23 protein-coding genes are annotated in these 23,549 nt (G+C 71.6%); 9 read left to right on the top strand and 14 right to left on the bottom strand.

Annotated features, from left to right (window positions below; all coding sequences use genetic code 11):
* The first annotated feature begins 107 nt into the window (after nucleotides 1-107).
* The 4 genes from ACH5AC_RS36490 (at nucleotide 108) to ACH5AC_RS36475 (ending at nucleotide 4,199) form a co-directional block, all read left to right on the top strand.
* Nucleotides 108-1,202, top strand: a complete 1,095-nt coding sequence (locus ACH5AC_RS36490; protein WP_398866647.1) for an LLM class flavin-dependent oxidoreductase — start codon at nucleotides 108-110, stop codon at nucleotides 1,200-1,202.
* Complete coding sequence (locus tag ACH5AC_RS36485) at nucleotides 1,199-1,792, top strand: FMN reductase (protein ID WP_398866646.1); 594 nt, start codon at nucleotides 1,199-1,201, stop codon at nucleotides 1,790-1,792. Before ACH5AC_RS36490 ends, ACH5AC_RS36485 begins: the two co-directional genes overlap by 4 nt.
* Before the next feature lie 205 nt (nucleotides 1,793-1,997).
* On the top strand, nucleotides 1,998-2,741 hold the full coding sequence (locus ACH5AC_RS36480) for a response regulator transcription factor (protein ID WP_398866645.1): 744 nt from the start codon (nucleotides 1,998-2,000) through the stop codon (nucleotides 2,739-2,741).
* 3 nt (nucleotides 2,742-2,744) lie between these two features.
* Nucleotides 2,745-4,199 carry an ATP-binding protein gene (locus ACH5AC_RS36475; RefSeq protein WP_398866644.1) on the top strand — a complete coding sequence of 485 codons (1,455 nt, stop codon included), beginning with the start codon at nucleotides 2,745-2,747 and terminating at the stop codon, nucleotides 4,197-4,199.
* A gap of 166 nt (nucleotides 4,200-4,365) precedes the next feature.
* Here ACH5AC_RS36475 and ACH5AC_RS36470 read toward each other — a convergent pair whose 3' ends face one another.
* Both ACH5AC_RS36470 and ACH5AC_RS36465 read right to left on the bottom strand, forming a co-directional pair.
* The gene (locus ACH5AC_RS36470) at nucleotides 4,366-4,806 is read right to left on the bottom strand and encodes a hypothetical protein (protein ID WP_398866643.1); all 441 of its coding nucleotides are present in this window, start codon (nucleotides 4,804-4,806) and stop codon (nucleotides 4,366-4,368) included.
* 99 nt (nucleotides 4,807-4,905) lie between these two features.
* Nucleotides 4,906-5,484 carry a hypothetical protein gene (locus ACH5AC_RS36465; protein ID WP_398866642.1) on the bottom strand — a complete coding sequence of 193 codons (579 nt, stop codon included), beginning with the start codon at nucleotides 5,482-5,484 and terminating at the stop codon, nucleotides 4,906-4,908.
* Nucleotides 5,485-5,605: 121 nt separating this feature from the next.
* Here ACH5AC_RS36465 and ACH5AC_RS36460 point away from each other — a divergent pair, with 121 nt between their 5' ends.
* Entirely contained in the window at nucleotides 5,606-6,514 is a 909-nt protein-coding gene (locus ACH5AC_RS36460; RefSeq protein ID WP_398866641.1) for a universal stress protein, read from the top strand.
* A 64-nt stretch (nucleotides 6,515-6,578) separates the two neighbouring features.
* Here the strand turns inward: ACH5AC_RS36460 and ACH5AC_RS36455 are convergent, their stop codons facing one another.
* The 4 genes from ACH5AC_RS36455 to ACH5AC_RS36440 all read right to left on the bottom strand — a co-directional run bounded on the left by ACH5AC_RS36455 (nucleotide 6,579) and on the right by ACH5AC_RS36440 (nucleotide 9,754).
* Nucleotides 6,579-7,046 carry a hypothetical protein gene (locus ACH5AC_RS36455; protein ID WP_398866640.1) on the bottom strand — a complete coding sequence of 156 codons (468 nt, stop codon included), beginning with the start codon at nucleotides 7,044-7,046 and terminating at the stop codon, nucleotides 6,579-6,581.
* Between the two features lie 32 nt (nucleotides 7,047-7,078).
* Nucleotides 7,079-7,546, bottom strand: a complete 468-nt coding sequence (locus ACH5AC_RS36450) for an SHOCT domain-containing protein (protein WP_398866639.1) — start codon at nucleotides 7,544-7,546, stop codon at nucleotides 7,079-7,081.
* Nucleotides 7,547-7,626: 80 nt separating this feature from the next.
* Nucleotides 7,627-9,000 carry a hypothetical protein gene (locus ACH5AC_RS36445; RefSeq protein WP_398866638.1) on the bottom strand — a complete coding sequence of 458 codons (1,374 nt, stop codon included), beginning with the start codon at nucleotides 8,998-9,000 and terminating at the stop codon, nucleotides 7,627-7,629.
* Between the two features lie 94 nt (nucleotides 9,001-9,094).
* Complete coding sequence (locus ACH5AC_RS36440) at nucleotides 9,095-9,754, bottom strand: HdeD family acid-resistance protein (protein ID WP_398866637.1); 660 nt, start codon at nucleotides 9,752-9,754, stop codon at nucleotides 9,095-9,097.
* Nucleotides 9,755-9,975: 221 nt separating this feature from the next.
* On the opposite strand from ACH5AC_RS36440, the gene ACH5AC_RS36435 reads away from it, so the two are divergent.
* Both ACH5AC_RS36435 and ACH5AC_RS36430 read left to right on the top strand, forming a co-directional pair.
* A complete protein-coding gene (locus ACH5AC_RS36435; protein ID WP_398866636.1) occupies nucleotides 9,976-10,617 on the top strand; it encodes a potassium channel family protein in 642 nt (213 codons plus the stop codon).
* Complete coding sequence (locus ACH5AC_RS36430) at nucleotides 10,614-12,023, top strand: DUF2252 domain-containing protein (protein WP_398866635.1); 1,410 nt, start codon at nucleotides 10,614-10,616, stop codon at nucleotides 12,021-12,023. The genes ACH5AC_RS36435 and ACH5AC_RS36430 overlap by 4 nt, the downstream gene beginning before the upstream one ends.
* A gap of 18 nt (nucleotides 12,024-12,041) precedes the next feature.
* On the opposite strand, the gene ACH5AC_RS36425 is transcribed toward ACH5AC_RS36430, so the two are convergent.
* The 3 genes from ACH5AC_RS36425 to ACH5AC_RS36415 all read right to left on the bottom strand — a co-directional run bounded on the left by ACH5AC_RS36425 (nucleotide 12,042) and on the right by ACH5AC_RS36415 (nucleotide 14,545).
* Nucleotides 12,042-12,239: a hypothetical protein gene (locus tag ACH5AC_RS36425; RefSeq protein WP_020276994.1), complete on the bottom strand. Its 198-nt coding sequence runs from the start codon at nucleotides 12,237-12,239 to the stop codon at nucleotides 12,042-12,044.
* Nucleotides 12,240-12,364: 125 nt separating this feature from the next.
* Nucleotides 12,365-12,898, bottom strand: a complete 534-nt coding sequence (locus ACH5AC_RS36420; RefSeq protein ID WP_398866634.1) for a hypothetical protein — start codon at nucleotides 12,896-12,898, stop codon at nucleotides 12,365-12,367.
* Between the two features lie 18 nt (nucleotides 12,899-12,916).
* Nucleotides 12,917-14,545 carry an MFS transporter gene (locus ACH5AC_RS36415; protein WP_398866633.1) on the bottom strand — a complete coding sequence of 543 codons (1,629 nt, stop codon included), beginning with the start codon at nucleotides 14,543-14,545 and terminating at the stop codon, nucleotides 12,917-12,919.
* Between the two features lie 425 nt (nucleotides 14,546-14,970).
* Between ACH5AC_RS36415 and ACH5AC_RS36410 the strand changes: the two genes are divergently transcribed.
* Nucleotides 14,971-15,771: a hypothetical protein gene (locus ACH5AC_RS36410; protein WP_398866632.1), complete on the top strand. Its 801-nt coding sequence runs from the start codon at nucleotides 14,971-14,973 to the stop codon at nucleotides 15,769-15,771.
* On the opposite strand, the gene ACH5AC_RS36405 is transcribed toward ACH5AC_RS36410, so the two are convergent.
* The 3 genes from ACH5AC_RS36405 to ACH5AC_RS36395 form a co-directional block, all read right to left on the bottom strand.
* The gene (locus ACH5AC_RS36405; protein WP_398866683.1) at nucleotides 15,692-18,358 is read right to left on the bottom strand and encodes a LuxR C-terminal-related transcriptional regulator; all 2,667 of its coding nucleotides are present in this window, start codon (nucleotides 18,356-18,358) and stop codon (nucleotides 15,692-15,694) included. The two genes, ACH5AC_RS36410 and ACH5AC_RS36405, sit on opposite strands and share 80 nt — an antisense overlap.
* 69 nt (nucleotides 18,359-18,427) lie before the next feature.
* Entirely contained in the window at nucleotides 18,428-19,279 is an 852-nt protein-coding gene (locus ACH5AC_RS36400) for a class II glutamine amidotransferase (RefSeq protein ID WP_398866631.1), read from the bottom strand.
* 54 nt (nucleotides 19,280-19,333) lie between these two features.
* On the bottom strand, nucleotides 19,334-19,690 hold the full coding sequence (locus ACH5AC_RS36395) for a carboxymuconolactone decarboxylase family protein (RefSeq protein WP_398866630.1): 357 nt from the start codon (nucleotides 19,688-19,690) through the stop codon (nucleotides 19,334-19,336).
* Between the two features lie 609 nt (nucleotides 19,691-20,299).
* On the opposite strand from ACH5AC_RS36395, the gene ACH5AC_RS36390 reads away from it, so the two are divergent.
* Nucleotides 20,300-20,929 (top strand): hypothetical protein, encoded by a 630-nt coding sequence (locus tag ACH5AC_RS36390; protein WP_266924758.1) that lies wholly within the window; start codon nucleotides 20,300-20,302, stop codon nucleotides 20,927-20,929.
* Here the strand turns inward: ACH5AC_RS36390 and ACH5AC_RS36385 are convergent.
* Entirely contained in the window at nucleotides 20,912-22,126 is a 1,215-nt protein-coding gene (locus ACH5AC_RS36385) for a hypothetical protein (RefSeq protein ID WP_398866628.1), read from the bottom strand. The two genes, ACH5AC_RS36390 and ACH5AC_RS36385, sit on opposite strands and share 18 nt — an antisense overlap.
* Before the next feature lie 2 nt (nucleotides 22,127-22,128).
* Entirely contained in the window at nucleotides 22,129-23,238 is a 1,110-nt protein-coding gene (locus ACH5AC_RS36380) for an ImmA/IrrE family metallo-endopeptidase (protein ID WP_398866626.1), read from the bottom strand.
* Nucleotides 23,239-23,549 lie beyond the last annotated feature (311 nt).

The raw sequence follows: 23,549 nt of genomic DNA, 5'->3' as shown, positions 1-23,549 counted from the left end.
CGGTGGCGGAGGCGTGGCGGGGGTGGGGCGGGGGGTTGGAATACGAGGGGACGATGGACCGTTGGGCGGTATAGTTTAATCGTCAACTAAGCGGAGGGCGAGCGGGCATGCAGTTCGGGATCTTCAGCGTCGGGGACGTCACGCCCGACCCGACCACGGGGCGTACGCCGACCGAGCGTGAGCGCATCAAGGCGATGGTCGCCATCGCGCTGAAGGCGGAGGAGGTCGGGCTGGACGTGTTCGCGACCGGGGAGCACCACAACCCGCCGTTCGTGCCGTCCTCGCCGACGACCATGCTGGGCTACATAGCCGCGCGCACCGAGCGGCTGATCCTCTCCACCTCGACGACGCTGATCACCACCAACGACCCGGTGAAGATCGCCGAGGACTTCGCGATGCTCCAGCATCTCGCGGACGGCCGCGTGGACCTGATGATGGGCCGCGGGAACACCGGGCCGGTCTACCCGTGGTTCGGGCAGGACATCCGCCAGGGCATCAACCTCGCCGTCGAGAACTACGCGCTGCTGCACCGGCTGTGGCGTGAGGACGTCGTGAACTGGGAGGGGAAGTTCCGTACGCCGTTGCAGGGGTTCACGTCGACGCCGCGGCCGCTGGACGGGGTGCCGCCGTTCGTCTGGCACGGGTCGATCCGCTCGCCCGAGATCGCCGAGCAGGCGGCCTTCTACGGGGACGGCTTCTTCCACAACAACATCTTCTGGCCGGCCGACCACACCAAGCGGATGGTCGAGCTGTACCGGACGCGCTACGCGCACTACGGGCACGGGACCGCGGAGCAGGCGATCGTGGGGCTCGGCGGGCATGTCTTCATGCGGCGGAACTCGCAGGACGCGGTGCGGGAGTTCCGGCCGTACTTCGATGTCGCGCCGGTGTACGGGCACGGGCCGTCGCTGGAGGACTTCATGGAGCAGACGCCGCTCACGGTGGGGTCTCCGCAGCAGGTGATCGAGAAGACGCTGTCCTTCCGGGAGTACGCCGGTGACTATCAGCGGCAGCTGTTCCTGATGGACCACGCGGGGCTGCCGTTGAAGACGGTGCTGGAGCAGATCGACATGCTGGGGGAGGAGGTCGTGCCGGTGCTGCGCAAGGAGTTCGCGAACGGGCGGCCGGTGGGGGTGCCGGAGGCGCCTACGCATGCTTCCCTGCGGGAGGCTCGGGAGGCTCAGGAGGTGAGCGTCGCATGAAGCTCGTGGTGGTGTCGGCGGGGCTGAGCGTTCCGTCCTCGACCCGGCTGCTCGGGGATCGGCTGGCGGCGGCGGTGGCGCGGCAGGCCGAGGGGGATGTCGAGGTGCGGGTCGTGGAGTTGCGTGAGCTCGCTGTGGAGATCGCGCACAACTTCACGAACGGGTTTCCGGGGGCCGGGCTGCGGGCGGCTGCCGACGCGGTGCGGGGGGCGGATGGGCTGGTCGTCGTTTCGCCGGTGTTCTCCGCGTCGTACAGCGGGTTGTTCAAGTCGTTCTTCGATGTGATCGACAAGGACGCGCTGGTGGGGATGCCGGTGCTGATCGCGGCGACCGGGGGGACGGCTCGGCATTCGCTGGTGCTGGAGCATGCGATGCGGCCGCTGTTCGCGTATCTGCGGGCCGTTGTGGCGCCCACCGGGGTTTTCGCGGCGTCCGAGGACTGGGGGGCGGAGGGGCTGGACGGGCGGATCGAGCGGGCCGGTGGGGAGCTGGCCGGGCTGATGCGGGTGGGGAGGGCGGGGGTGCGGGACGAGTTCGCGGTGGTGCCGTTCGCGGAGCAGCTGGCTGCGGTGGCCCGCGGGGAGGGGTGACCGTCGGGTGCGGCTGGGGTGGGGTGGGTGCGCAGCCCAGCGCGGCGGGGTGCCCCTGCGCCCACCCGTGCCGCCCCAGCGGCACGACTGCCCGCAGCTATGCGAGTCGGGGTGTCGGCGGTGCGACTGCCCGCACCTGCGATGTGACGGTGAGAGCCCAGTAAGAAGCGGCTGAACCGCCGGAGGCATTGGCAGACTGGGGGGCGTGGCCCAGAACGTTCTGCTTGCTGAAGACGACCGTGCGATTCGGCATGCCCTGGAACGTGCCCTGACTCTGGAGGGCTACCGGGTCACCGCGGTCGCCGACGGAGTCGAGGCGCTGGCGCAGGCGCACAAGAGCCCGCCCGACGTACTGGTCCTCGATGTGATGATGCCGGGGATCGACGGGCTCCAGGTGTGCCGCGTGCTGCGGGCCGAGGGGGACCGGACGCCGATCCTCATGCTCACCGCGCTCGTGGAGACCGCCGACCGGATCGCCGGGCTCGACGCCGGCGCGGACGACTATGTCGTCAAGCCGTTCGACGTGGAGGAGGTCTTCGCCCGGCTCAGGGCCCTGCTGCGCCGCACCGGTGCCGGTCCCGCGCCGGAGAGGGCGGTCGCCGGTGACGAGCCCGTGCCGCCCGTGTCCGTCAAGGCGGCGGCGCCCGCGCGGTACGTGGAGGCCGCCGGTCTGCGGATGGACCCGCAGGCGCGCCGGGTGTGGCGGGGCGGGCGGGAGCTGGAGCTGACGCGCACCGAGTTCGAGCTGCTGGAGCTGCTCGTGCGGAACGCGGGCATCGTGCTCGACCACTCGACGATCTACGACCGGATCTGGGGCTACGACTTCGGACCGGGCTCCAAGAACCTCGCCGTCTACGTCGGCTATCTGCGCCGCAAGCTCGACGAGCCGGGCGCCCCGCGGCTGATCCACACCGTCCGCGGCGTGGGCTACGTACTGCGGGAGGACTGAGGAATGAGCGGCGGTCGGCCGGCCCGGCGGCGCGGCAGGCTGATGTCGCTCGGCACGACCTTCGCCGTCTCCTTCGCCGCGGTCACCGCCGCCGTGACCGTCCTGGTCGGCATCCTCTCCTACAACGCCGCCGCCCGACTGGTCCGGGTCGACCAGCAGACGGTGTTCGACGAGGTCGTGCAGGACGTACGGGGCGAGGTGCGGCGGCGCCCCATGGCCCCGGAGGACTTCTCCTCCGCGCCCGGGCACGACCTGGTCCGCCCGGCCCGTACCGATGTGCAGGTCCTGGGACCCGACGGCAGCGTCGTCGACCGGGGCCGGCCGGCGCTGCCGGTCACCGACGTCGACATGACCACGGCCGGCGCGGCGGTCGCCGGAGAGGTGACCGTGCACAAGGACGTGGACGTCGGCAGCGACGTCTACCGCATCGCCACCGTCTCCCTCGGCAGTGGCCGGGGCGCGGTGCAGGTCGCGCAGCAGTTCAGCGACACCGAGGACCTGCTGCGGGCTCTTCAGCAGCGCACCCTGCTGCTCATGGCGGCGGTGGTCACGGCCGCCGGTCTGTTCGGCTGGTGGCTGGCCCGTCGTATCACCCGCCGTCTCGTCGTGCTCACGGCGGCCGCCGAGGACGTCGCCCGCACCCGTCGGCTCGGGGTCCCGGTGCCGGTCACCGGGCTGGACGAGGTGGGCCGGCTCGGCCGCGCCTTCGACCACATGCTGGGCCGCCTCGCCCAGTCGGAGGAGGACCAGCGCCGCCTGGTCCAGAACGCCGGGCACGAGCTGCGCACGCCGCTCACCTCCCTGCGTACGAACATCTCGCTGCTCCGGCGCATCGACGAACTGCCGCCCGGCACCCGTGAGGACCTCGTCACCGACCTCGCCGAGGAGGCCCGCGAACTCACCGACCTGGTCAACGAGCTCGTCGACCTCGCGGCCGGCCAGTCCGACGCCGAGCCGCCGCGCCGGATCGACCTCGCCGACATCGCCGAGGAGGTCGCGGGGCTGGCCAAGCGGCGTACCGGGCGGGAGATCGTGGTGCGGGCGAGCGGTGACACCACCACCGACGGGCGGCCCGGACGGCTGACCAGGGCCGTGTCGAACCTCGTCGAGAACGCCGCCAAGTTCGACCGGGACGGCACCGCGGCGATCGAGATCGACGTACGGGGACCGGCGGCACCGGCGGGCCCGGGAACGCGAACGGGAACGGTGCGCGTCGCGGTCCTCGACCGGGGGCCGGGGATCGCCGAGCGCGATCTGACCCAGGTCTTCGACCGCTTCTACCGGGCCGCCGACGCCCGCTCCCTGCCCGGCTCCGGGCTCGGCCTGTCCATCGTGCGGGAGGTGGCGCTGTCCCACGGGGGCACGCCGTTCGCCTTCCGGCGGGACGGGGGTGGCGCGGTGATCGGGTTCACGGTGGGCGGGCGGCCGGTGGAGGAGGCCGAGGACGAGGCGCGATGAGGGGAGGCGTTCGTCCTCACCCAGTCGGTCGGCCTGCCGTACGCGGAGGCGGCCCTGCTCAGCGACTGCCCGACGCTGCTGGGGGAGGCGGACGGGGCGGCTGCCGGGTCGGCCGTCCGAGCTCGACCGGCCACCGCCCGCCGAGGAACCCGTGCCCGACCGGGGCCTACGTCGGCGGCCGCAGCTCGGACTGGTCCCTGACGGCGGTGGTCTGCTCGCCGTCGACGACGTACGTCACCACCCCGGACCACCGCCCGTCGGCGCCCCGTCGCCATTCGGTGAGCAGCCCCGGCACCCAGGTGCCCGCTGTCAGCACCTGGCAGGGCTTGGCGTCGGCGGACGGGCGGAAGTCGGGGAAACACGGGATGCAGGCGCCGCGTCCCTCCGCCATGGCCACGGAGAGCGGCACCTGGCGCGGGTCGTGGATCTCGCGGCCCCGGCGCCGGGCCTTGCGCTGTCCGTCGCGCAGCGCCTCACAGGCCGTGCCGCGATGGAAGACCGACCCGCCCTGGGTGACGTACACCCGTGCGGTCAGCCCCCGGGGCACCGGGGCGCACTCGGTGCACTGGCCCACCACCAGGTCGTGCATACACCGTTCGTCCGCCATACGACCATGATCACTTCGGGCTCTCGCCGCCCACAAGGAAGGATCAGGCCAAGGCAGGGATCAGGCCGGGCTCCTGCGGCCGTCGGCCCGGGCCCGCGGCTACGCGAACAGGAACGCCCCCGCCGTCGCCGCGCCCGCCCCGGCGCCGGCGATGGTCTGGGCGACGGTGTGGTAGCCGAGGACGACGCGGGACCAGCAGACGGCCACGGTGAGGGTGTAGGCGAGGAGCCACCAGGGGGAGTGGACGGCGGCGAGCAGGGCGGGTACGGCGGAGGAGACGGCGCTGTCGACGCTGATCTTCCACGCCTCGTTGACGACCAGCAGGACGACGGTCATCGCCCACAGCGCGAGCATGGCGACGAGGATGCCGGTGGGGGCGTCACCGGCGACCATCACGAGCGAGCCGAGGCCGATCGACGCCAGGATGACGAGGAAGATCGGCGCCCGTTTCGTACGGTCGACGACGTGCCGGTCGCCCCAGGTGCCCCGCCCCCGCTCCCACTCGATGTAGGCGGCGGGCACGATCCCGGCGCACACCGCGCCGAGCAGCCCCCAGAGGATGCCGGTCCAGTGCCCGGCGGCGGCCAGGCCGATGCCGAGCATGCCGGCGAGGAGGACGTTGCGGGGCTGGAGCACGTCGGTGACGGTCCGGGCCGCTGTGACGATCCTGGGCTCCATGGGGTCACCCTAACCGCGTCCCGTGGGGGCTTTCGTGTGCATGCCAGGGACGTACGGCCCGGTGCGCCGCACGCCGGATGGGCCGAGGCTGGAGGGGAACCGGAGCAACGAGGAGGTCCGTATGGTGAAGCCCGTCGTGGTGGGAGTGGACGGCTCGCCGTCCAGCCTGGCCGCCGTGGAGGCCGCGGCGCACGAGGCCGCGCTGCGCGGGACCGGGCTGCGGCTGGTACATGCCTTCGGGTGGCCGTCGATCCACGTACCGCCCGGAGGGGCGCCGTGGAACCCCGCCACGGCGGGGGTGCGGGAGCTGGTCGACGGCACGCTGATCGAGGCGGAGCAGCGGGCGCGTGAGGCGGAGCCGGGGCTGGACATCAGCCGGGAGGTGACCGTCGGTGAGCCGCTGATGGTGCTGGAGATTGAGTCCCGCACCGCCTCGCTCGTCGTGGTCGGCAGCCGTGGGCTCGGCGCGTTCGGCAGCCTGCTGCTCGGCTCCACCGCGGTCCATCTGGCCGCTCACGGCCGCTGCCCGGTCCTCGTCGTACGGGGCAGACCGGGGCCGAGCGGACCGGTGATGCTCGCCCTCGACGGGTCACCGGCGGGCGCGGCAGCCGTCGAGTTCGCCTTCGCCGAGGCGGCCCTGCGCGGCGCCGACCTGCTCGCGGTGCACGTGTGGAACACCTGGACCGAGCGGGCCTACGAGGGCCCCGGCGACCCCCTGAACGTGGTGGTCGACATCGACCGCCTCCGCGAGGAGGAGCAGCGCCTGCTGGACGACACGCTGACCCCGTGGCAGGCCCGCTACCCCGGGGTCACCGTGGAGCGCCGCCTGGTCCGCTCCCGGGTCCGGCACGCGCTGATCGAGGCGAGCAGCGAGGCGCAGCTGCTGGTGACCGGGGCACGCGGCCGGGGCGGCTTCACGGGTCTGCTGCTCGGGTCGGTCAGCCAGGCGCTGCTGCATCACGCGGACTGTCCGGTCGCGGTGCTCCGGGGCTTCGGGGGCGAGGACCGACCCGCGGGCGCGGCGCCGTAGTGGTCGCCAGCGCGGTTCCCCCGCGCCCCTCGCCTCCCCACCCTGCCGGATCTTCTCTTCCGCCTCACGCCCTGTGGGACGGGCGCTCCTCGTACACCGGGCGCTCCTCGGACGCGTCGAAGAGGCTGCCGCGCTGGACCACGCACAGGGCCCAGATGATGAAGCCCGAGATGGCGATCATCACGACCGACCACACCGGGTAGTACGGCAGGGAGAGGAAGTGGGCGATGATGACGAGTGCGGCGATGGCCACGCCGGCGACGCGCGCCCACGTCGCGGTCTGGAGCAGCCCGATGCTGACGACCACGGCGACCACGCCCAGAGCGAGGTGGATCCAGCCCCAGCCGGTCAGGTCGAACTCGAACACGTAGTTGCGCGTCGTCACGAAGATGTCGTCCTCGGCGATGGCCATGATGCCCCGGAAGACGTCGAGCAGGCCGACGAGGAAGAGCATCACCGCGCCGAAGGCCGTCAGGCCGGTCGCCCATTCCTGCTTCGCGGTGTGTGCCGGCCGGGTGTGTGTGGCGGTCATCGTGTGCCTCGTTTCGTGGTGGGTCCGGATGCTCAGTGACCGGAGGTACGAGAGGTGGGTGAGCCCGAGTGCTCCGCCGGACCGTGGCCCGCCAGGACCAGGTCCTTCGCCCTGCGGAACTCCTCGTCCGTGATGTCGCCGCGGGAGCGGATCTCGGACAGCCTGGCGAGCTCGTCGACGCTGCTGGTCCGGCCGCCGGCCGCGGTCTGCCTGATGTAGGCGTTGAACTCCTCCTGCTGTGCGCGCGCCTGCGCGACCTCCCGGCGGCCCATGTTCTTGCCGCGGGCGACCACGTAGACGAAGACGCCCAGGAAGGGCAGCAGGACGGTGAACGCCAGCCAGCCGGCCTTCGCCCCGCCGCTCAGGTCGTCGTCACGGAAGATGTCGACGACGACGCGGAAGAGCAGGACGAACCACATGATCCACAGGAAGAACAAGAGCATGCTCCAGAAGAGGCTCAGCAGGGGATAGTCGTACGCCAGGTACGTCTGCGCGCTCATGTCTCTCCTCCGTCCCGGGCGCCCGCCCGGCCGCCGTTGCGTGCTGTCTTCAGCGTGGGCACGGCGACGGCGGGGCGGCCTCACCCGGTGCGGGTGATCGGACCGCTGTTCCCGCGGCCGTGGGATGCGGCGGCCGTCTGCTGCGAGGACGCGGAGGCGAGGATCGCCAGGACGACCAGGACGGCCACGGCGACGCCGAGGACGAGGGCCACCGCACCGACCGTGGGGCGGTTCCAGAGGAGCAGCGCCAGCGCTCCCGCCGCGATGACGCCGCCGGTGGTCCAGGCCCGGTGGTCCGTCAGCCAGCGACCCGTGGATCCGGTACGCACCCCGGCGCGGCCCAGCGCCCGGCCGGCGGCCGTCGTGCTCCGGTCCGCCGCCGTGCGGACGGCGCGGGCGGGGCGCCCGGGACCGAAAAGGTACGCGACCAGCGCCGTGACCACCGACAGGACCAGCAGGGTGCGCGTGCTGTCGCGCAGGAAGCGGACGAACGTGTCGTAGACGGCCGCGGCGGCGTCGGTGGGCAGTGCGTCGGGCGGGACCGAGTCCAGATAGACCCGTCTGACGACGGCCAGCGCGACGAGCAGCACCACCATCATCACGCCGACACCCACCGCGGTGATCATCAGCATCACCCGGTGTGCCGGAGCGGTCCACACGGCGAGCGCGGCGAGCGCGACGGTCAGGACGGGCAGCCAGGTGCCGAGGACGTCCAGCAGCCGCATCGCGTCCTGCGCCCTGCCCAGTTCCTCCGTATGGAACAGGGTGATCGTCCGGTCGGTGTCCGGGATGGCGGCGGCCTTGTCGAAACCCGCGTCGACGAGCCGCTCCCGTACTTCGGTGACGACCGCTCCCACATCCAGTTGGACGGCGTCGCCCTCGGCGCGCACGGTGCCCTCGCGGTCACCGGTGAGCATGTTCACCACCGCGGCGTGCGAGCGCCGGTTGGCGCCCTCCCACACCTGCTGGAAGGCGTCGCCGGTGATCACACGGGTGACGGTGCGGTCCACGACGGCCCTGACCGCGCCGCGCAGCGGACCTTCGAGGGACTCCGCCCCCTCCACGACGCGGGGTGGAGCCCCGGCGTCCCGGAGAGCCCTGACGAGCGAGTCCGTCACCGCCGCGACGTCGACGCTGTCCACCACCCGGTCCGTGAGCCGGTTGATCACGACCTCCTGCACGGCCGGCTCGGACGCCAGTGGCGCGACGGTCTCCACGTACCGGTCGGTGTCGGAGACCGTCTCCTGGACCCAGGCCGCGACGACGGCCAGGGGTACGAGCAGCAGGGCCAGCAGGAGGAGGACCGAGGAGCCGGCCTGGCGCAGCCGCCGGTGGCGCACCGCCGCGTGGCGGCGCAGCCGCTCGTACTCCGCTCGTTCCTCGGCGGTCATGACGTGGTGCCGGCTGACGTCTGCGCCGGAGTCCGGCGGATCCGGGGGCGCGGCCGGGTTCATGGGGGCTCCTCTCCGTGTGCGCCGCGGCGGCCGCGACGCTCGCCGGTCGGGACGACGGTCGTGGAGGCGGCCGCACCGGAGCGCGCGGGGCGTGTCATGCCGTCGCGGCGGGGGCGGGCGGCCCCGGGGGCTGCGTCTTTCGGAGCGCGGCCCGCCAGGCGAGGGCGACCACCGCCTCGGCCAGGCCGAGCAGGACGAGCCACAGGCCGAGCAGCCGCGTCAGGGCGCGGGCCGACTCGGCGGGCAGGGCGAGCACCACGATCCCCGCGACGATGCCGAGTACGGCGGCGACCGTGACGACGCCACGGTGCGGCAGGTCCTCGGCGGAGACGGCCGTGTAGAGGGTGAGGATGCCGGACACGAGCCAGACGACCCCGGTGATCAGCGAGAGCGCGGCGATCGTCTGCAGCGGGTTGCGCAGGCACAGCACCCCGGCCAGGACGTACAGCACGGCCAGGATCAGCCCCGGCAGCCGCTCGTGCCCCTCCCGCGCGAAGACGGCCACGAACCGGAACACCCCGGTCACCAGCAGGTACAGGCCGATCAGGACCGCCAGGACGTGCAGGGTCGCCTCCGGCCACACCAGCACCAGGACGCCCGGCACCAGCGTCGCGACAGCCGACCCCAGGAGCCAGGTCCACGAACGGCCGAGCCGCGCGAGTACCTCGGCGGAGTCTCCCGTCGGACCGGGGGCCGCCCCGCCGGGCTCGGGTTCCTGCCCGGTACGCGATGCCGGACCACGCGACATGGTCATGGCTCCTCCTCGCGTGAGCGGCCCTCGCCTCCGGAAGCCGACGGGGCGGGGTGAGGGGGCGGTGCGCGGGCACCTGACCGCTCCAGGGTCATGCCGGCCGCTCAGTGACCGGCTCACCCACCACGGGTGATCCATCGGCGCCGCCGTGGCGGTGAGGCTGGAGGTCTCCCGGTGCCCGGCCCACCCGCCTTCCGTGGCCGGACGGAGCGAGAAGACACGAGATGAGCGACCCGAGCACAGCGCGTCCGGACCGGGCCCGGCCCGGCCCGGACACGGACCGTCCGCGTCGGCACCGCCGCCCCCGCCGGTGGGCGGCCATCGTCGCCCTCGCCCGCGCCGCGCTCATCGCGGTCGGCCTCGTCACCGCCTACTACCTGCTGCCCCTGGACGAGCGCGGCACGGCCGGGACGTCGGCGCTGCTCGTGGGCGGCCTGCTGGCGGTGCTGCTGGTGTTCGGCTGGGAGGTGCGGGTCATCTCCCGCTCACCGCACCCACGCCTGAAGGCCGTCGAGGCCCTGGCCGCCACGCTGGTGCTGTTCCTGGTCCTCTTCGCCGGCACCTACTACCTGCTGGACCGCAACACCCCGGGCTCCTTCAGCGAGCCGCTGACCAGGACGGACGCCCTGTACTTCACTCTGACCACCTTCAGCACGGTCGGCTACGGGGACATCACCGCCCTTTCCCGGACCGGGCGCGTTCTGACGATGCTGCAGATGGCGGGAGGGCTGCTCCTCGTCGGCGTCGCCGCACGTGTGCTCGCGGTCGCGGTGCAGACGGGGCTGCGTCGGCAGAGCCGGGAGCCGTCGGCGCGGGCGCGTTCCGGCACCGACGCCGGGACACCGGACGAGGAGGCCGGACCATGACCGTACCGAGCGCTTTCACCGCGTCCCTGTCCCCGGCCGAGCGAGTGGCGTACGGCAGGAACGCACGGGGGCGGGCACCGCGTTCGTCGCACGGCTGGTACGAGACCGCACAGCGGCGCCCCGACCCCGTCGAGGTGGTGGAGCGCCAGTCGGCCGACCGGGTGCCCGAACTGGTGCCGATCCGCTACGGCCGCATGCTGGAGTCGCCGTTCCGCTTCTACCGCGGCGCTGCCGCGATCATGGCGGCCGATCTGGCGCCCCTGCCCGGCACCGGGCTGCGGGTGCAGCTCTGCGGCGACGCCCACCCGCTGAACTTCCGGCTGCTCGCCTCACCGGAGCGCCGTCTGGTCTTCGACATCAACGACTTCGACGAGACCCTGCCCGGACCGTTCGAGTGGGACGTCAAACGGCTGGCGGCCGGTTTCGTGACGGCGGCCCGGGCGAACGGCTTCTCGCTCAAGGAGCAGAACAGCACCGTGCGCGCCTGCGTGCGGGCGTACCGGGAGCGGATGCGCGAGTTCGCCGGCATGCGCACCCTGGACATCTGGTACGCCCAGGACGACGCCGACCGGATGCGGGAGCTGATGGCCTCGGCGATGGACGAGCAGTCGGCGCGCCGCACCGCCCGCGCGACCCAGCGGGCCCGCACCCGTACCCACCTGCGGGCCTTCGCCAAGCTCACCAGGGTGACGGCTCAGGGCCGTCGCATCACTCCCGACCCACCGCTGATCACTCCGCTCGACCAACTGCTCGACGACCCCTCCGAGGCCGGGCGTGAGAGACAGCTCAAGTCCCTCGTGGACGGGTACGCGCGGACCCTGCCGTCCGAACGCCGCCACCTGCTGCGCCACTACCGCCTGGTGGACATGGCACGGAAGGTGGTGGGCGTCGGCAGTGTCGGTACGCGCTGCTGGATCCTGCTCCTGCTCGGCAGGGACGACGACGATCCGCTTCTGCTCCAGGCCAAGGAGGCCCAGGAGTCGGTGCTGTCCGCCCACACGGGCGGCGACCGCTACGACAACCAGGGGCGCCGGGTGGTCACCGGACAGCGTCTGATCCAGACGACCAGCGACATCTTCCTGGGCTGGACGCACGTCGTGGGCCTCGACGGGCAGGACCGGGACTTCTACGTGCGCCAGCTGTGGGACTGGAAGGGCATCGCCCAGCCGGAGACCATGGGGCCGGGCCTGCTCGCCCTCTTCGCCCGGCTGTGCGGCGCGTCCCTGGCCCGGGCCCACGCCCGCTCGGGCGATCCCCTCGCCATCGCCGCCTACCTGGGCGCCGGCGACCGCTTCGACCGCGCGCTCATCGAGTTCGCCCAGTCCTACGCCGACCAGAACGAGCGGGACTTCGAGGCGCTGGAAGCCGCCCGCCGCTCCGGCCGGATCAGGGCGGAGCGGCTCTGAGCACGCAGCCCGCTCCTGTCACTCCGGCAGCTGCCGCATCTCCAGGACACGCAGTCCCAGTGACTGGCAGCGTGCCAGCAGCCCGTACAGGTGCGCCTCGTCCACGACAGGGCCGAACAGGACGGTCTGGCCGGACATCACCACATGGCCCAGCTCCGGAAATGCCTTGGCGAGCGTTTCCGACAGGTGTCCCTCGACCCGGATCTCGTAGCGCACGAGCTGTCCTTCCCTGGACTGCCTCGGACAGGCGGACGGCGCCCTTCCCTACGATCGTCGGCCTCCGCGCTCCTTCGGGCCTCACCCGGTACAGGTGACCGTCGCCCGGCGACCGGACGCCACGGTCAGTGCTTCAGAGCGACCTCGAAGGAGATGATCAGCAGGCCGAGCAGGAGATTGACCGACGCGGTGACGGCCATCAGCCGCGGCGAGGCACCGGCGCGGCGTGCCGCGGCCAGGGACCAGCCCACCTGGCCGGCCACGGCGACACCGAGAGCGAGCCAGAGGGCACCTTGCACGTCCATCCCCAGGAGCGCGCTGACGGCCACCGCGGCGGCCGGCGGGACGGCGGCCTTGACGATCGGCCACTCCTCACGGCACACGCGCAGCACGACCCGGCGGTCCGGAGGCTGTTGCGCCAGGCGGGCCCCGAACAGATGGGCGTGCACGTGCGCGATCCAGAACACCCCGCCGGTGAGCAACAGCAGCAGCACCAGCTCGGTGCGGGGGAACGCGCCCAGGGAGCCGGCGCCGATCACCACGGAGGCCGCGAGCATGGATCCGTAGACGCCGCCCGTGTAGTCCGCGTGGGCCCGGTGCTCGGCCCGGCGCTCCGCGCGGGTCGTGGCCGGGCCGATCCTGGTCCTGGTCCTGGTCACCGGTGTCTCCCTCCGGGCTCAGCGCGTCGATCCGGTCGCTTCGGCCGGAGCGTCGGCGTCCGGCTGCCGCGGACGGCCCTGCCGGGCGGTCGGCAGGTTCGGCGTGACCAGGAAACCGGCGAGCGCGATGCCGCCGGTGGCCAGGATCGCCGCCTTCAGGCCGTCCAGTTGGGCGGAGGCGTAGGAGTCCGTGACGGCCTCGGCCTCGGACGGCGGCAGCCCGGCCCGCTCGGCCGCCGAGCGCACCTGATCGGTCGGCACGAAGGTGACCCCGGCCTGGAGAGCGACACCGACCTCCTCACGGGCGTGCGGGGACAGCCGCGGGTCGTCCGCCACCTGCGTGGTGAAGGCGTGGGCCAGCGCACCGATGAGGATCGACCCGATGAGCGCGGTGCCCAGCGCGGAGCCCAGGTTCTGTGCCGTGAACTGGAGCCCTCCGGCCTCACTGCGTTCCTCCTCGCCGACGCCGGACTGGACGACGTTGCCCAGCTGCGAGGCGAGCAGACCGACGCCCACACCCAGCAGGGCCATGGCTCCCGCGAACTGCGCGTCGTCGATGACCGGGTCGATGGTCGCCAGCAGCCACACGATGGCCGCCGCCAGGATCACCAGGGCCAGCCGGACCACCCGGCGCGGCCCCCACACCCGTCCCAGCGAGGACGCGGACAGGGAGGTCACGAACATGGTCACGGACACCGGGAGCAGCCGCAGGCCCGTCTCGAAGGCGTTGAATCCCTGCACCACCTGCAAGTACAGCGGGATGGTGAAGAACAGCCCCAGCAGGATGAGGTTCTGGCTCAGCAGCGTCATCAGGCCGGACCGCAGCACGGGTCTGCCCAGCAGGGACAGGTGCACGAGGGGGTCGACGCCCCGGTGCTCCCGCCGCCTCTCCCAGTGCCGGAAGAAGGCCAGGACGGCCGCCCCGGCGCCGACGACGAACAGCGTCGGGGCGAAGCCGAGGACGGTGAAGGGAGGGTTGCGGGGCCGCACCCATCCCCAGGTGCTGCTCTGCAGCACGCCGAGCACGCCCAGCCCCAGCCCGGCCGCGGAGAGCACCGCACCGACGATGTCCAGCCGGGGGCGCGGACCGGCCGGGGCGGGCGTCACGATCACCCGGCGGGCCAGCAGGACGGCCACGACGACCACGACCTCGCCCGCGAAGACCAGCCGCCAGGTCAGGTACGCCGTCACCCAGCCGCCCAGCAGCGGGCCGACCGCGATCCCGGCGCCGGCGAGCCCGCCGATGACCGCGTAGGCGACGGCCCGGTCCTTCCCGCGGTACGACTCCGCGACGAGGGCCGCCATGGCCGGCAGCACCAGGGCGGCTCCGAGCCCCTCGATGACCGACCAGCCCAGCGTGAGGACCCACAGGGTGGGTGCCACGGCGGTCAGGGCCGACCCCACGCCGTAGACGACCAGCCCCAGCAGGAACATGCGCCGACGCCCGAGAATGTCCCCGAACCTGCCGCCGATGATCATGAACGCGGCCATGACCAGCGCGTACAGCGTGATGACGGCCTGGATGGCGGTGACCTCCGTGTCGAAGTCCTCGACCAGCTGACTGATGGACACGTTCATGACGGAGGTGTCCAGGACCATCAGGAACTGGGCCGTCCCCAGGACGATCAGGGCCCGCCAGTGCTTCACGCCGTCCACCTCGCAGAGTCGTCCCGCCCAGGTACGCCGCCGTTTCCCATCGCATCCCAGGCACGGGGCCGGTGCCTCACCCGCCACGGGGGAAGGCGCCGGGAGCCTGGTCAGGGGAGAGAATCAACGGATCATCCCTATGGGGATGATGTGTGATAGATACGACGTGTGCCGCCTCGGGAGAATCTGAGAACCGAGGGTTCACGCAGGGAGCCCTCCCCCGAACGCTCACTGCTGGCGTCGGTCGTCACCGACCCCGGGCACCTTCCCGAAATCCTCGCCGACTTCGCCGTCCGCCGCGTCGGCCGGCCGTGCCCGAATCGATCGCCTCGCTTCGGCGAAGCCACCCGGACGCCACCGAGGCGGAGCTCCGGGCCCGGGTGGTCGCCCGCGGCCGGCGGGCCGTCGTATCGGAGGGATCCGTCGTGGGCGGCCCGTTCCTCGTGCTCATTCCCCTCGCGTTCTGCGCGGCGCTGCTCCGCCAGGCACGTACGGTCCTGGAACTGGCCGCCCTCGACGGCCGCGACCCCACGGCGAGTGCCCGCGCCGGCGAACTCCTCGTCTTCCAGGGCGTGTACGAGGACACCCGGCACGCCCGGGCCGCGCTCACCCGCACCGGACGCGCCACCGCCCCACCCGCCCGCCGGAAGCGATGGGTGGCCCCGGTGGCCCTGTGGAACGTCACCCTGCGCATGGCCCGCCTCCTCGGCATTCTCGCCCCGGCCGACCAGAGCCGGGACGCGGACGGACGCGTACGCCGGGTCGCCGTCCAGACGTGGCGGTGGCTGCTCCTCGGCGTGGTCTTCCTGGTCGGACTGGTCGCACCGCTCGTCTGGCTCCCGTACATGGCGGTGGTGCACCGGCGGGCCGACGCCCGCCTGGCAGACCGTGTCCTCGCCCACTACTTCGCCGACACCGCACCCGCCCCGCGCCACCGGACCCCCCACCTCGATCCGGAAGTGATGGCTGCCGCGCTCCGCGCGCTCCTCTCCCTGCTCGTACCGCTCGTCGTCACCGCCGTGACGCTCCTGACCGGCCTGCGCCTCGCCGGCAGCCCCTGGCCGGTCCTCGGCATCACCCTGGTCACGGCGTCCGCCGGGGTCGACGCGCTCTGGTACCGGCGCCGCCACCGGCGCCCTCGACCGTTCACAGCAGGCGGAGGTCGCGTGCGCGGCGCACCGCGTCCCCTCGGCGGTTCACCGCCAGCTTCCGGTAGACGCTCTTGAGGTGCGTCTTCACCGTGTTCACCGACACATAGAGGTCAGCGGCGACCTCCTCCGTCGACATCATCCGGGCCACCCGCTCCAGGACATCGCGCTCCCGTCCGCTCAGCTCCACCGCGACGAGCGGCGGGGGCCCCGACCCCGCCCGGGGCCGTTCACCGTGCGGGGGTGGGCCGGGCCTGAGCCAGCCCGCCGCCAGCTCCTGCAGCGGAGCCGTGGCCAGCAGAGGCCGCAGCCATCCCGCGTCGAGGAACGGACGGCGCAGCCGCTCCCGCCGGGCATCGAGGAGCGCCTGCGCCACGAGCCTGCGGGCGGCGGCGGTGTCTCCCACCCTCTCCGCGGCCTGAGCCCTCACCAGCGCGGCCCGCACGGTCACCCCAGGCCCGGCCCGGCCCTCGGTGCGGATGCTGTCGAGCAGGTCGATGGCCGCCCCGGTACGGCCTGCGGCGACCTGGATCGCCGCGGCCTCCACGGCACACGTGGGCTGGCCGCCAGACACACCCCGGAGCACCTCGGCGGCTTCGTCCGGCCGTCCCTCGGCCAGGTGCGCGGCGGAGGCGACGAGCGCTTCGTGGCCCGCCGCCCAGGGTGAGGCCACGGCGGTGGCGACCGACGGGGCCGCCGCCTCGACGGCGGCTCGCGCATCGCCCCTGACCAGCAGGAGGCGAGCCGTGGCGAGGGCGCGTCCCGCCGCCGTCACCGGATCACGCGTTCCCGAGGGGAGCCCGTTCGTCTCGTCGAGGAGGGCCTGGGCCCGGTCCAGTTCATGACGGTCCAGGGCCACGGCGGCCAGAACCAGCTTTCCGATGCCGGAGCCGGACGGCTGGGGAAGGCCGGCCCGCTCCGCCTCGGCCACCGCCGCCAGGGCCCTGCGCTCCGCCCGGCCGAGCCAGCCGTTCAGATAGTCGAGCAGGGCCAGATGCTCCATCGAGTCGCCCCGGGGCAGCACGGTGGAGGCTCCGCCGGGAGTGCCGGCCACGGTGGTCAGGGCAGCGCGCGCCGCCTCGAAACGCCCCGCCCACAGGCGGGCCGATCCCACATGGGTCAGCAGCAGAGCGGGAATCTCGGGATGCTCGTCCAGGAGCCGCGCCGGGACTTCCCGTCGCAGCTCATCGGCCGTCCGGGCGGCCTTCTCGGCCCGTGGAGGACATCCGGTCAGCCGGGCGGCCAGCGCCTCCAGCAGCGCACAGCTCAGCTGTGCGGCAGCACGGTCGGGCGCCACGTCGGGCGCCGGTTCGGACACCTCGGGAGCCAGCCGCTCCTCGGCGTGGCGCAGGCGCGCCAGACCACGGCCGAGGTCGCACCGGGCCAGATCGCCGGCCGCACGTACGAGGTCCGTCGCGGGGCTCGCGGCCTCGGGCCCCATGTCGGAGAACAACTGGATCAGCTCGCCCGAGCGCAGGCCGGTGAAGAGCTGGCCGATCGCCAGGTCGTCCACAAGGGCTTCGGCGGCGAAGTCCCACTCACCCGCGGCGGCGCCGTGAGCGAGTGTCTCCGCCAGGAATCCGTGCCGACGCAGCCACCGCGCGGCCCGCCGGTGGAGTTCCGGCTCCAGCCCGGGCAGGCGCACGCGCAGATGGGCCCGGAGTATCTCCCCGAACAGCGGGTGGAGCCGGTACCAGGAGCGGCCGAGGTGCTCGACGAACGCGTTCGCGCGGTGCAGCCCGACGAGAATCGGCTCGGCGTCGGTCCGGCCGGTCAGCGCGTTGGCCAGATCGGGACGGAAACGCTCCAGGACGCTGACCCGCAGCAGGAGGTCCTGGGTCTCCTCCGGCTGACCTTTGAGGACTTCGGCCAGCAAGAAGTCCGCGATCGTACTGCGGTCCGCCTCGAACTCCTTCAGGTAGCGCTCGGGGTCGGTGCTCTCCCGGGCGGCCAGGGCGGACAGGCGCAGGCCGGCGGCCCAGCCCCGGGTACGGTCCACCAGGGGCCGAGCGGCGTCGACCGGGAGGCTCAGCCCGTGCAGCTCCAGCAGTGCGACGGCCTCCTCCGGGGTGAAGGCCAGCTCCGCGGCGCGGATCTCCGTCAGCTCGCCGGCCGCCCGGTAACGGTGCAGCGGAAGCAGCGGTTCGGTGCGGGTCACGAGGACCAGGTGCAGCCCCCGCCCGGCGTGGTGCAGGACGAACTCCAGCTGCTCCGCGACGTCCGGCGCGGTCACGCGGTCGTACTCGTCGAGCACGACGACCACGGGCCGGTCATGGTCGTTCAGTTCTGCGGCGAGCGCCGCCAGGAGCCGGCCGTCCACCCGGGACGCGTCCGCCGGGAACCCGACCGGGCCGGGCGTCAGCGCACCGCAGGCGTGCAGGGCCTGAATGACGTAGGCCCAGAACACCCCTGGGCGCCGGTCCCCCGCTTCGACGGTGAGCCAGGCGACCGGCTGCCGCAGGCCGGCGGCCCAGTCGGCGGCCAGTAGGGTCTTGCCGGCCCCGGCCGCGCCGTTGAGCAGGGTCAACGGTGTCCGCAGAGCCCGGTCGAGGTGATCGACGAGCCGCTGCCGCCGCAGGAACGTGGCGGGTCTCGCCGGGAGGGCGAACCTGGTGCGCAGGAACGGGTCTCCCGGGGGATCGGCGCAGGGAACGGCCGGAACCATCGGAACGGTCGGTCCCTGAGCGTCCTCATAGGTCTCGGCCACGGCACTCACCACCCTTGTCCGCGCTGGTCAGCCCCGGGCCGAGCCTTCTCGGAGGTCGGGCCGGAAGGCGTGCAGCGCGTCATGGCCCGGCTGGACGATGCCGTAACTGTTCTCCGGCACCTCGTTCCAGGCGCCGGGGAGGCCGCCCAGTGGTTCGGACACGACGAGGCGGGTCTCGTCGGAGATCTCCCGCAGGAACTCGGTGTCCGGGTGGAGCGCGCGCAGGGTGTCCACCCTGGTGCTGAAGTACAACGACCGCGAGCGGCCTTCGCTGGAGTAGCGGAACGCCCATACGCTTTCGCCGTCGGCCACCGCGACGGTCATCTGGAGGGGGTACTGGATGCCGTGCGCGTGCCCGGTTCTCTCGATCAGGCCCGCCATGCGCGCCACGGCACCGGGTGGATCTTCCGTCAGGCCGAAGGTGAGGGCCAGGAAGAACATGAGCTCGGAGTCGGTGGAACCCTCGACGTCGGGATACAGGGCCGGATCGACCGCCAGAGCGAGGTCACGCCGGAGCCCGTGGAACCCGTTGATCGCCCCGTTGTGCATCCACATCCAGCGGCCGCTCCGGAAGGGGTGGCAGTTGGTCTGCTGCACGGCGGTCCCGGTCGAGGCCCTGATGTGCGCGAAGAACAGACCCGAGCGAACGTGGTGGGCGACTTCCAGCAGATTGCGGTTGTTCCAGGCGGGACCGACCTCCCGCAGCATCGCCGGAGTGTCCGTGTCCCGTGTGTACCAGCCGACTCCGAAACCGTCGCCGTTGGTCGTCTCCACCCCCATGCGGGAGTGCAGGCTCTGGTCGATCAACGAGTGTCGCGGGCGGAACAGGATCTGGCTGAGAAGGAGAGGTGTACCCGAGTAGGCGATCCAGCGGCACATCCTGGGTCCCCGTTTCTTGGTGTCGCCGTACTCCGCAGTTGCGAGAGAGGTCGCTCAGGGCCTGCTCCGGCTCTGGGCTTCCGCCTCGGCCATCGCCTCCGCCTCGGCCTCGGCCCAGGCGATGGTGATGCCGAGCGCCTCGGCGATGTGAGTCGCGGCCGACATGACGCGTGCCGTGCCGACAACGGGGGCGATGGCAACGAGAACGTCCTGCAGCTGCTCCGCGGTCAGGTCGGCCCTGATCGCAGGGTCGACATGCGCGAGGTAGGAGATCGCCGGCGCGTCCATGGCCGCGAGCGCGGCCAGGCGGGTGAGGAGGAACGTCTTCTCGTCCAGACCGCAGCGCTCGATGGAGTCGACCGTCATGGCGGCGAGCGTGTCGAGAACCGGGGTGTCCGAGCGTGTGGTCATGTCCGGTCCGCCTTCCGGTGCTGTGCGGAGCCGCCCCGCGCCGTCCCGCTGACCACGGGAGCCCCTCACGTATCGGCCGTTTCACTCATCCACGGTAGGAGCCGCGCCAACCGAGCGCATGTTGGGCCGAGCAGGTGATCGCAGCCCTCCTCGGCGGCAGGGCCGAACGCCTCAACCGCACCCTCCACCTGGCGTTTCGCTTCCGGCTCAGGGCCACACCAGGCAGTACGGCTGATGCCCCGCCTCATGCAGCCGGTGGCTGAAGTCCTGCCACTCGTGCAGCGATTGGCGGCGGGAGGATGCTGACCTGCGGTTTCGTATGAAGATGCGCGTTGACCTGGGAAAACTCCTCTCGGTAGTTCTCACAGGTCAACGCCGTTTCCCAGGCTCATGTGCCCTGGATGTGCCCTGGGGAGCGTGTCTGGGGCAACACGAGTAATTCGTGCCTACGGCCCCTTGATGGGGGCAGAGATGCCGACAAGGATCCCAGGCGGACAGTGTCCAGGGGGCTGCTTGAGCTGTTTGGCAGGTCGGTCCGTACCCATATGGGTTGGATCAACGGTAGGGCCGCTGTGAGCGGTCGAATCCCAGTGAGGCAGGGTTGGGGCCATGGTGACCTTGGCGAGTTCCCTGATGGGCGGTTCTGTCCAGGCGGCATCCCGCGCTCTCCTGGCGCCAGGTGCGCAGGCTCGAACGGTTTCCGTTCTCGGGACTGAGGCGCTGTGCTTCTACCGGCTGGACAAGGCTGAGCATGCGCGGCGCGAGGAAGCCTCGGCCGCTCGTCTGGATCACTTGGCCGATCTGGAGAGCCTGCTGGCACTCCCGGTTGGCATCCCCGTTTTGCTGGGGGCGTTGGATTCTGCAGTGCGCCGTGCGGTGAGGGCCTTGCCGACTGGCGCAGCGGAGCGGGATCGAAAAACGGTCACGCGGCACGCCGTACGGCCCCTGCAGGTGGATCTTGCCGTAGTCAGGGCCTCAAACTGGCGTCAGGGGCTTGAGCGAGCAGGGCGGTTTGCTCCCTTCTGCCGACGGGCCATGCTGCTGGACCGCCATCCAGCTCGTCTGGAGGAGGCCCTTGCGGAAGCCGACTTCTACGGCATCGGCGTGTTCCTCGTTGCAGGAAACGATGTTGAGCTGGCTCTGGAGCCAGGGGGGTACAGGCCGCCTCGCCACACGGCCGCGGCCTGGTGGTTCGTCGAGGATCTGTATCAGCGCCTGCGCTCAGCGTCGGCTGTCTGAGCTGTGTGCTTCGACTGCGGCGGGCGCGGCATGAGCCCAACGATCGAGCTGAGCCGGTGACTTGAATGCTCCCGGCTGCCTGATGGACGTGTTGATAACTGTGTACTGATCGACGGCATTGCGGCACCGGTCGAACCACCACTGCTGGCGGGCAATGCCAGGTTCGACTGCGGTGAGGGTACGCAACCACTCCATGAGGACCGCTACGTTGTGGGCCGCCGCTGCGGCAGGAAGTTCGCCGCGGTTGCTCGTGAAGGCGTCTAGCGCCATGCTGCCCTCGCAGGCCGCGCAGAAGCAGATCGGGGCGTCGGCACCACCGTAGCGCTTGGCGATTGTCTCCCCCAGGAAGAAGGCCATGAGCTCGGGGAAGAGGACGTGCGGTGACCGAACCGGGACGCGCTTGTTGGTCTGGGCCTTCTCGCCAGGAGCGACGATGTGCCGATACCGGCTGCTGGCACCAAAGGCCGTGAAGGAAGCCCCAGCTGCCAGGGCACCGAAGGCTGCGAGATCGGTACGCAGGAGCGCGGACTGGGGGACTTCGTTGACGAGCAGCCTGAGGTGGTTCACGGCCTTCGCGTAGCGGCCCAGGGGATCCATCTGTCCGCCCAGCATGATGGCCTTCGGACCCTTGAGCATCTTCAGATAGGCGATGAGCTGCCGGGTCGACTCCTCGTCGCGCAGCCAGGAGACATCGACTGGCGCAGAGAAGATCACCGACGGGTCGTCGAGTTCGAGGGTGCGCATCACGGCGGCCCTGAGAGCGTCGGAATCCTCGGCCCTGATATAGCCGGTCGGGGTCATGGGAAGCGTCGCTCCGGCATCGCGCTGCTCGGCAAGAGATAGTTCCAGGGGGTCGTCGAGAAACAGCGTGGGCTCGACGTCGTAGGGGAAAGGGTTTTCCTCGGTCGCGGCGCTGACCTCGTACACGGCTGGATCGATGAGGAGCGGGGCGGTGTAGCCCTTCCTGAACCGCAGGGTGCCGGCCTTCTGCACCGCGTCCGTGCCGCACAGGACAAGCCCGCTGCGCCCTGGGTCGACCTGGTCCTGAACGTAACCGAGCCTCGCGGCGCTGACCTGGATCAGCATGCGGCTTTGCAGAAGATCCATGCCGTCCGGCTGAAGTTTTGCACTCGCGGCGTCGGGAGGCTCTGTCAGGTCGGAGCGAGGACGGGGAAGCGGAGCGGAGCTGTCGGTCATGGTCACCTTCGAAGGGCTGGGGACGATGATGAGCCGGCACCCTCGACGTACAGGCGCTGGAAGTCTTCGGGGAGCAGGTGTGCGCATGCTGCCGCGTCGTCCAGAGACATCTGGTGATCAGCAAGCAACGTGCGTACGAGAGCGGGGATGCGCTGTGGTTGCTCGGGCGGGATCTCGACGGGCTCCGCGGTCCGGTAGCCGAGCGCTGACATTTCGATCACGAGATTGCGGTATTGCCACTCGCTGATGGCGTTCAGAGTCTGGGCTCGACGCAACAGTGCCCCCATGGACGTGCCCCAGATGCGCTTCAGGTCCGCCAACTTGGCCAGATCGACGCCGCCGGCGAATGCCTCCCGGATGTCGGAGGCAGGCATCAAGAACTCAGCCGCGAAAGCATCGGCTTGCTTCTCCTGCGTGGATCCGGCCCCGGGTTCGGGGTGCATCACGAGGTGGCCCAACTCGTGCGCGATGCTGAAGCGACGCCGGTCGCCCGGTGCCCGGGTGCTCGCCAGGAGCAGCGGCTGTCCGTCCTCGTCCCACTGGCTCACAGCGTCCAACAAGTCGCTGTCAAGGTCAGTGGTAACTACGAGCGCTCCGGCCTCTTCCAGCACGCCGACCATGTCGGGTACCGGGCCTGGGGCCATGCCCCACTCCTTGCGGACTCGCCGAGCAGCGTCCTTGGGAGTGATGAGGTCGCTAAGTGGGACTCTGAAGAAGTGCCGTGGGACCTTCGGCAGGGCTGCCGCTGACGCCAAGCCGTCCAACTGCAGCCGAGCGAGAGCCAGGTGAGCGTGCACGCGTCGTAGAGAGGAAGCGGACAGCGATGCCTTCTTGCGATGGTGGACCAGGCCCACTCCGATGCCGTTGACCTGCGGGTCCAGACACAACAGCTCAGGCGGATATCCCAGCGCGGTGGCGTAGAGCTCCAGGCGCTCATTGGAGACAACGAGACGGCCTGCCTCCGCCCGGCTCACGTACCCCTGGGATACCGGCGTCGAGCCACCTGGCGACGCCTTGGTCATGGCCGTGGCGACCTCGACCTGCGTCAGCCCGCGAGACTCGCGCGCCAACACGAGCATCCCTGGCTGCGCTGGCAGCTCACCGATCGCCATACACGACACCACCTCGTATCAGACCTCGAAAGAGTAGCACGAAATATTCCGTGAGTGATTCGCCGAAGTGTGATGAGAGGTAGCTGAGTGGCGCCCTCGATGAACTCAGGCAGTTCGGTTTTCGGATCCAGGGGGCGCCGGGCCGCGTTCCTGCGGGTACGGGGAGGTGACGGCTGGCCGGCTTGGGCGGTCCAGATGCGTGTGCTGCAGGGGGGGCACGTCCGCTGGAGTGGTGTATCGACGGCCACTCGGTGATCTCGTCTTTGAGGCTATGCAGTGAGTTCGGTCGGGATGGTGGGTTCGTCGGTTTC

The organism is Streptomyces sp. NPDC018693, assembly GCF_044391385.1.
Taxonomy (GTDB): Bacteria; Actinomycetota; Actinomycetes; order Streptomycetales; family Streptomycetaceae; genus Streptomyces.
This window is presented reverse-complemented; position numbering and strand designations above follow the sequence as displayed.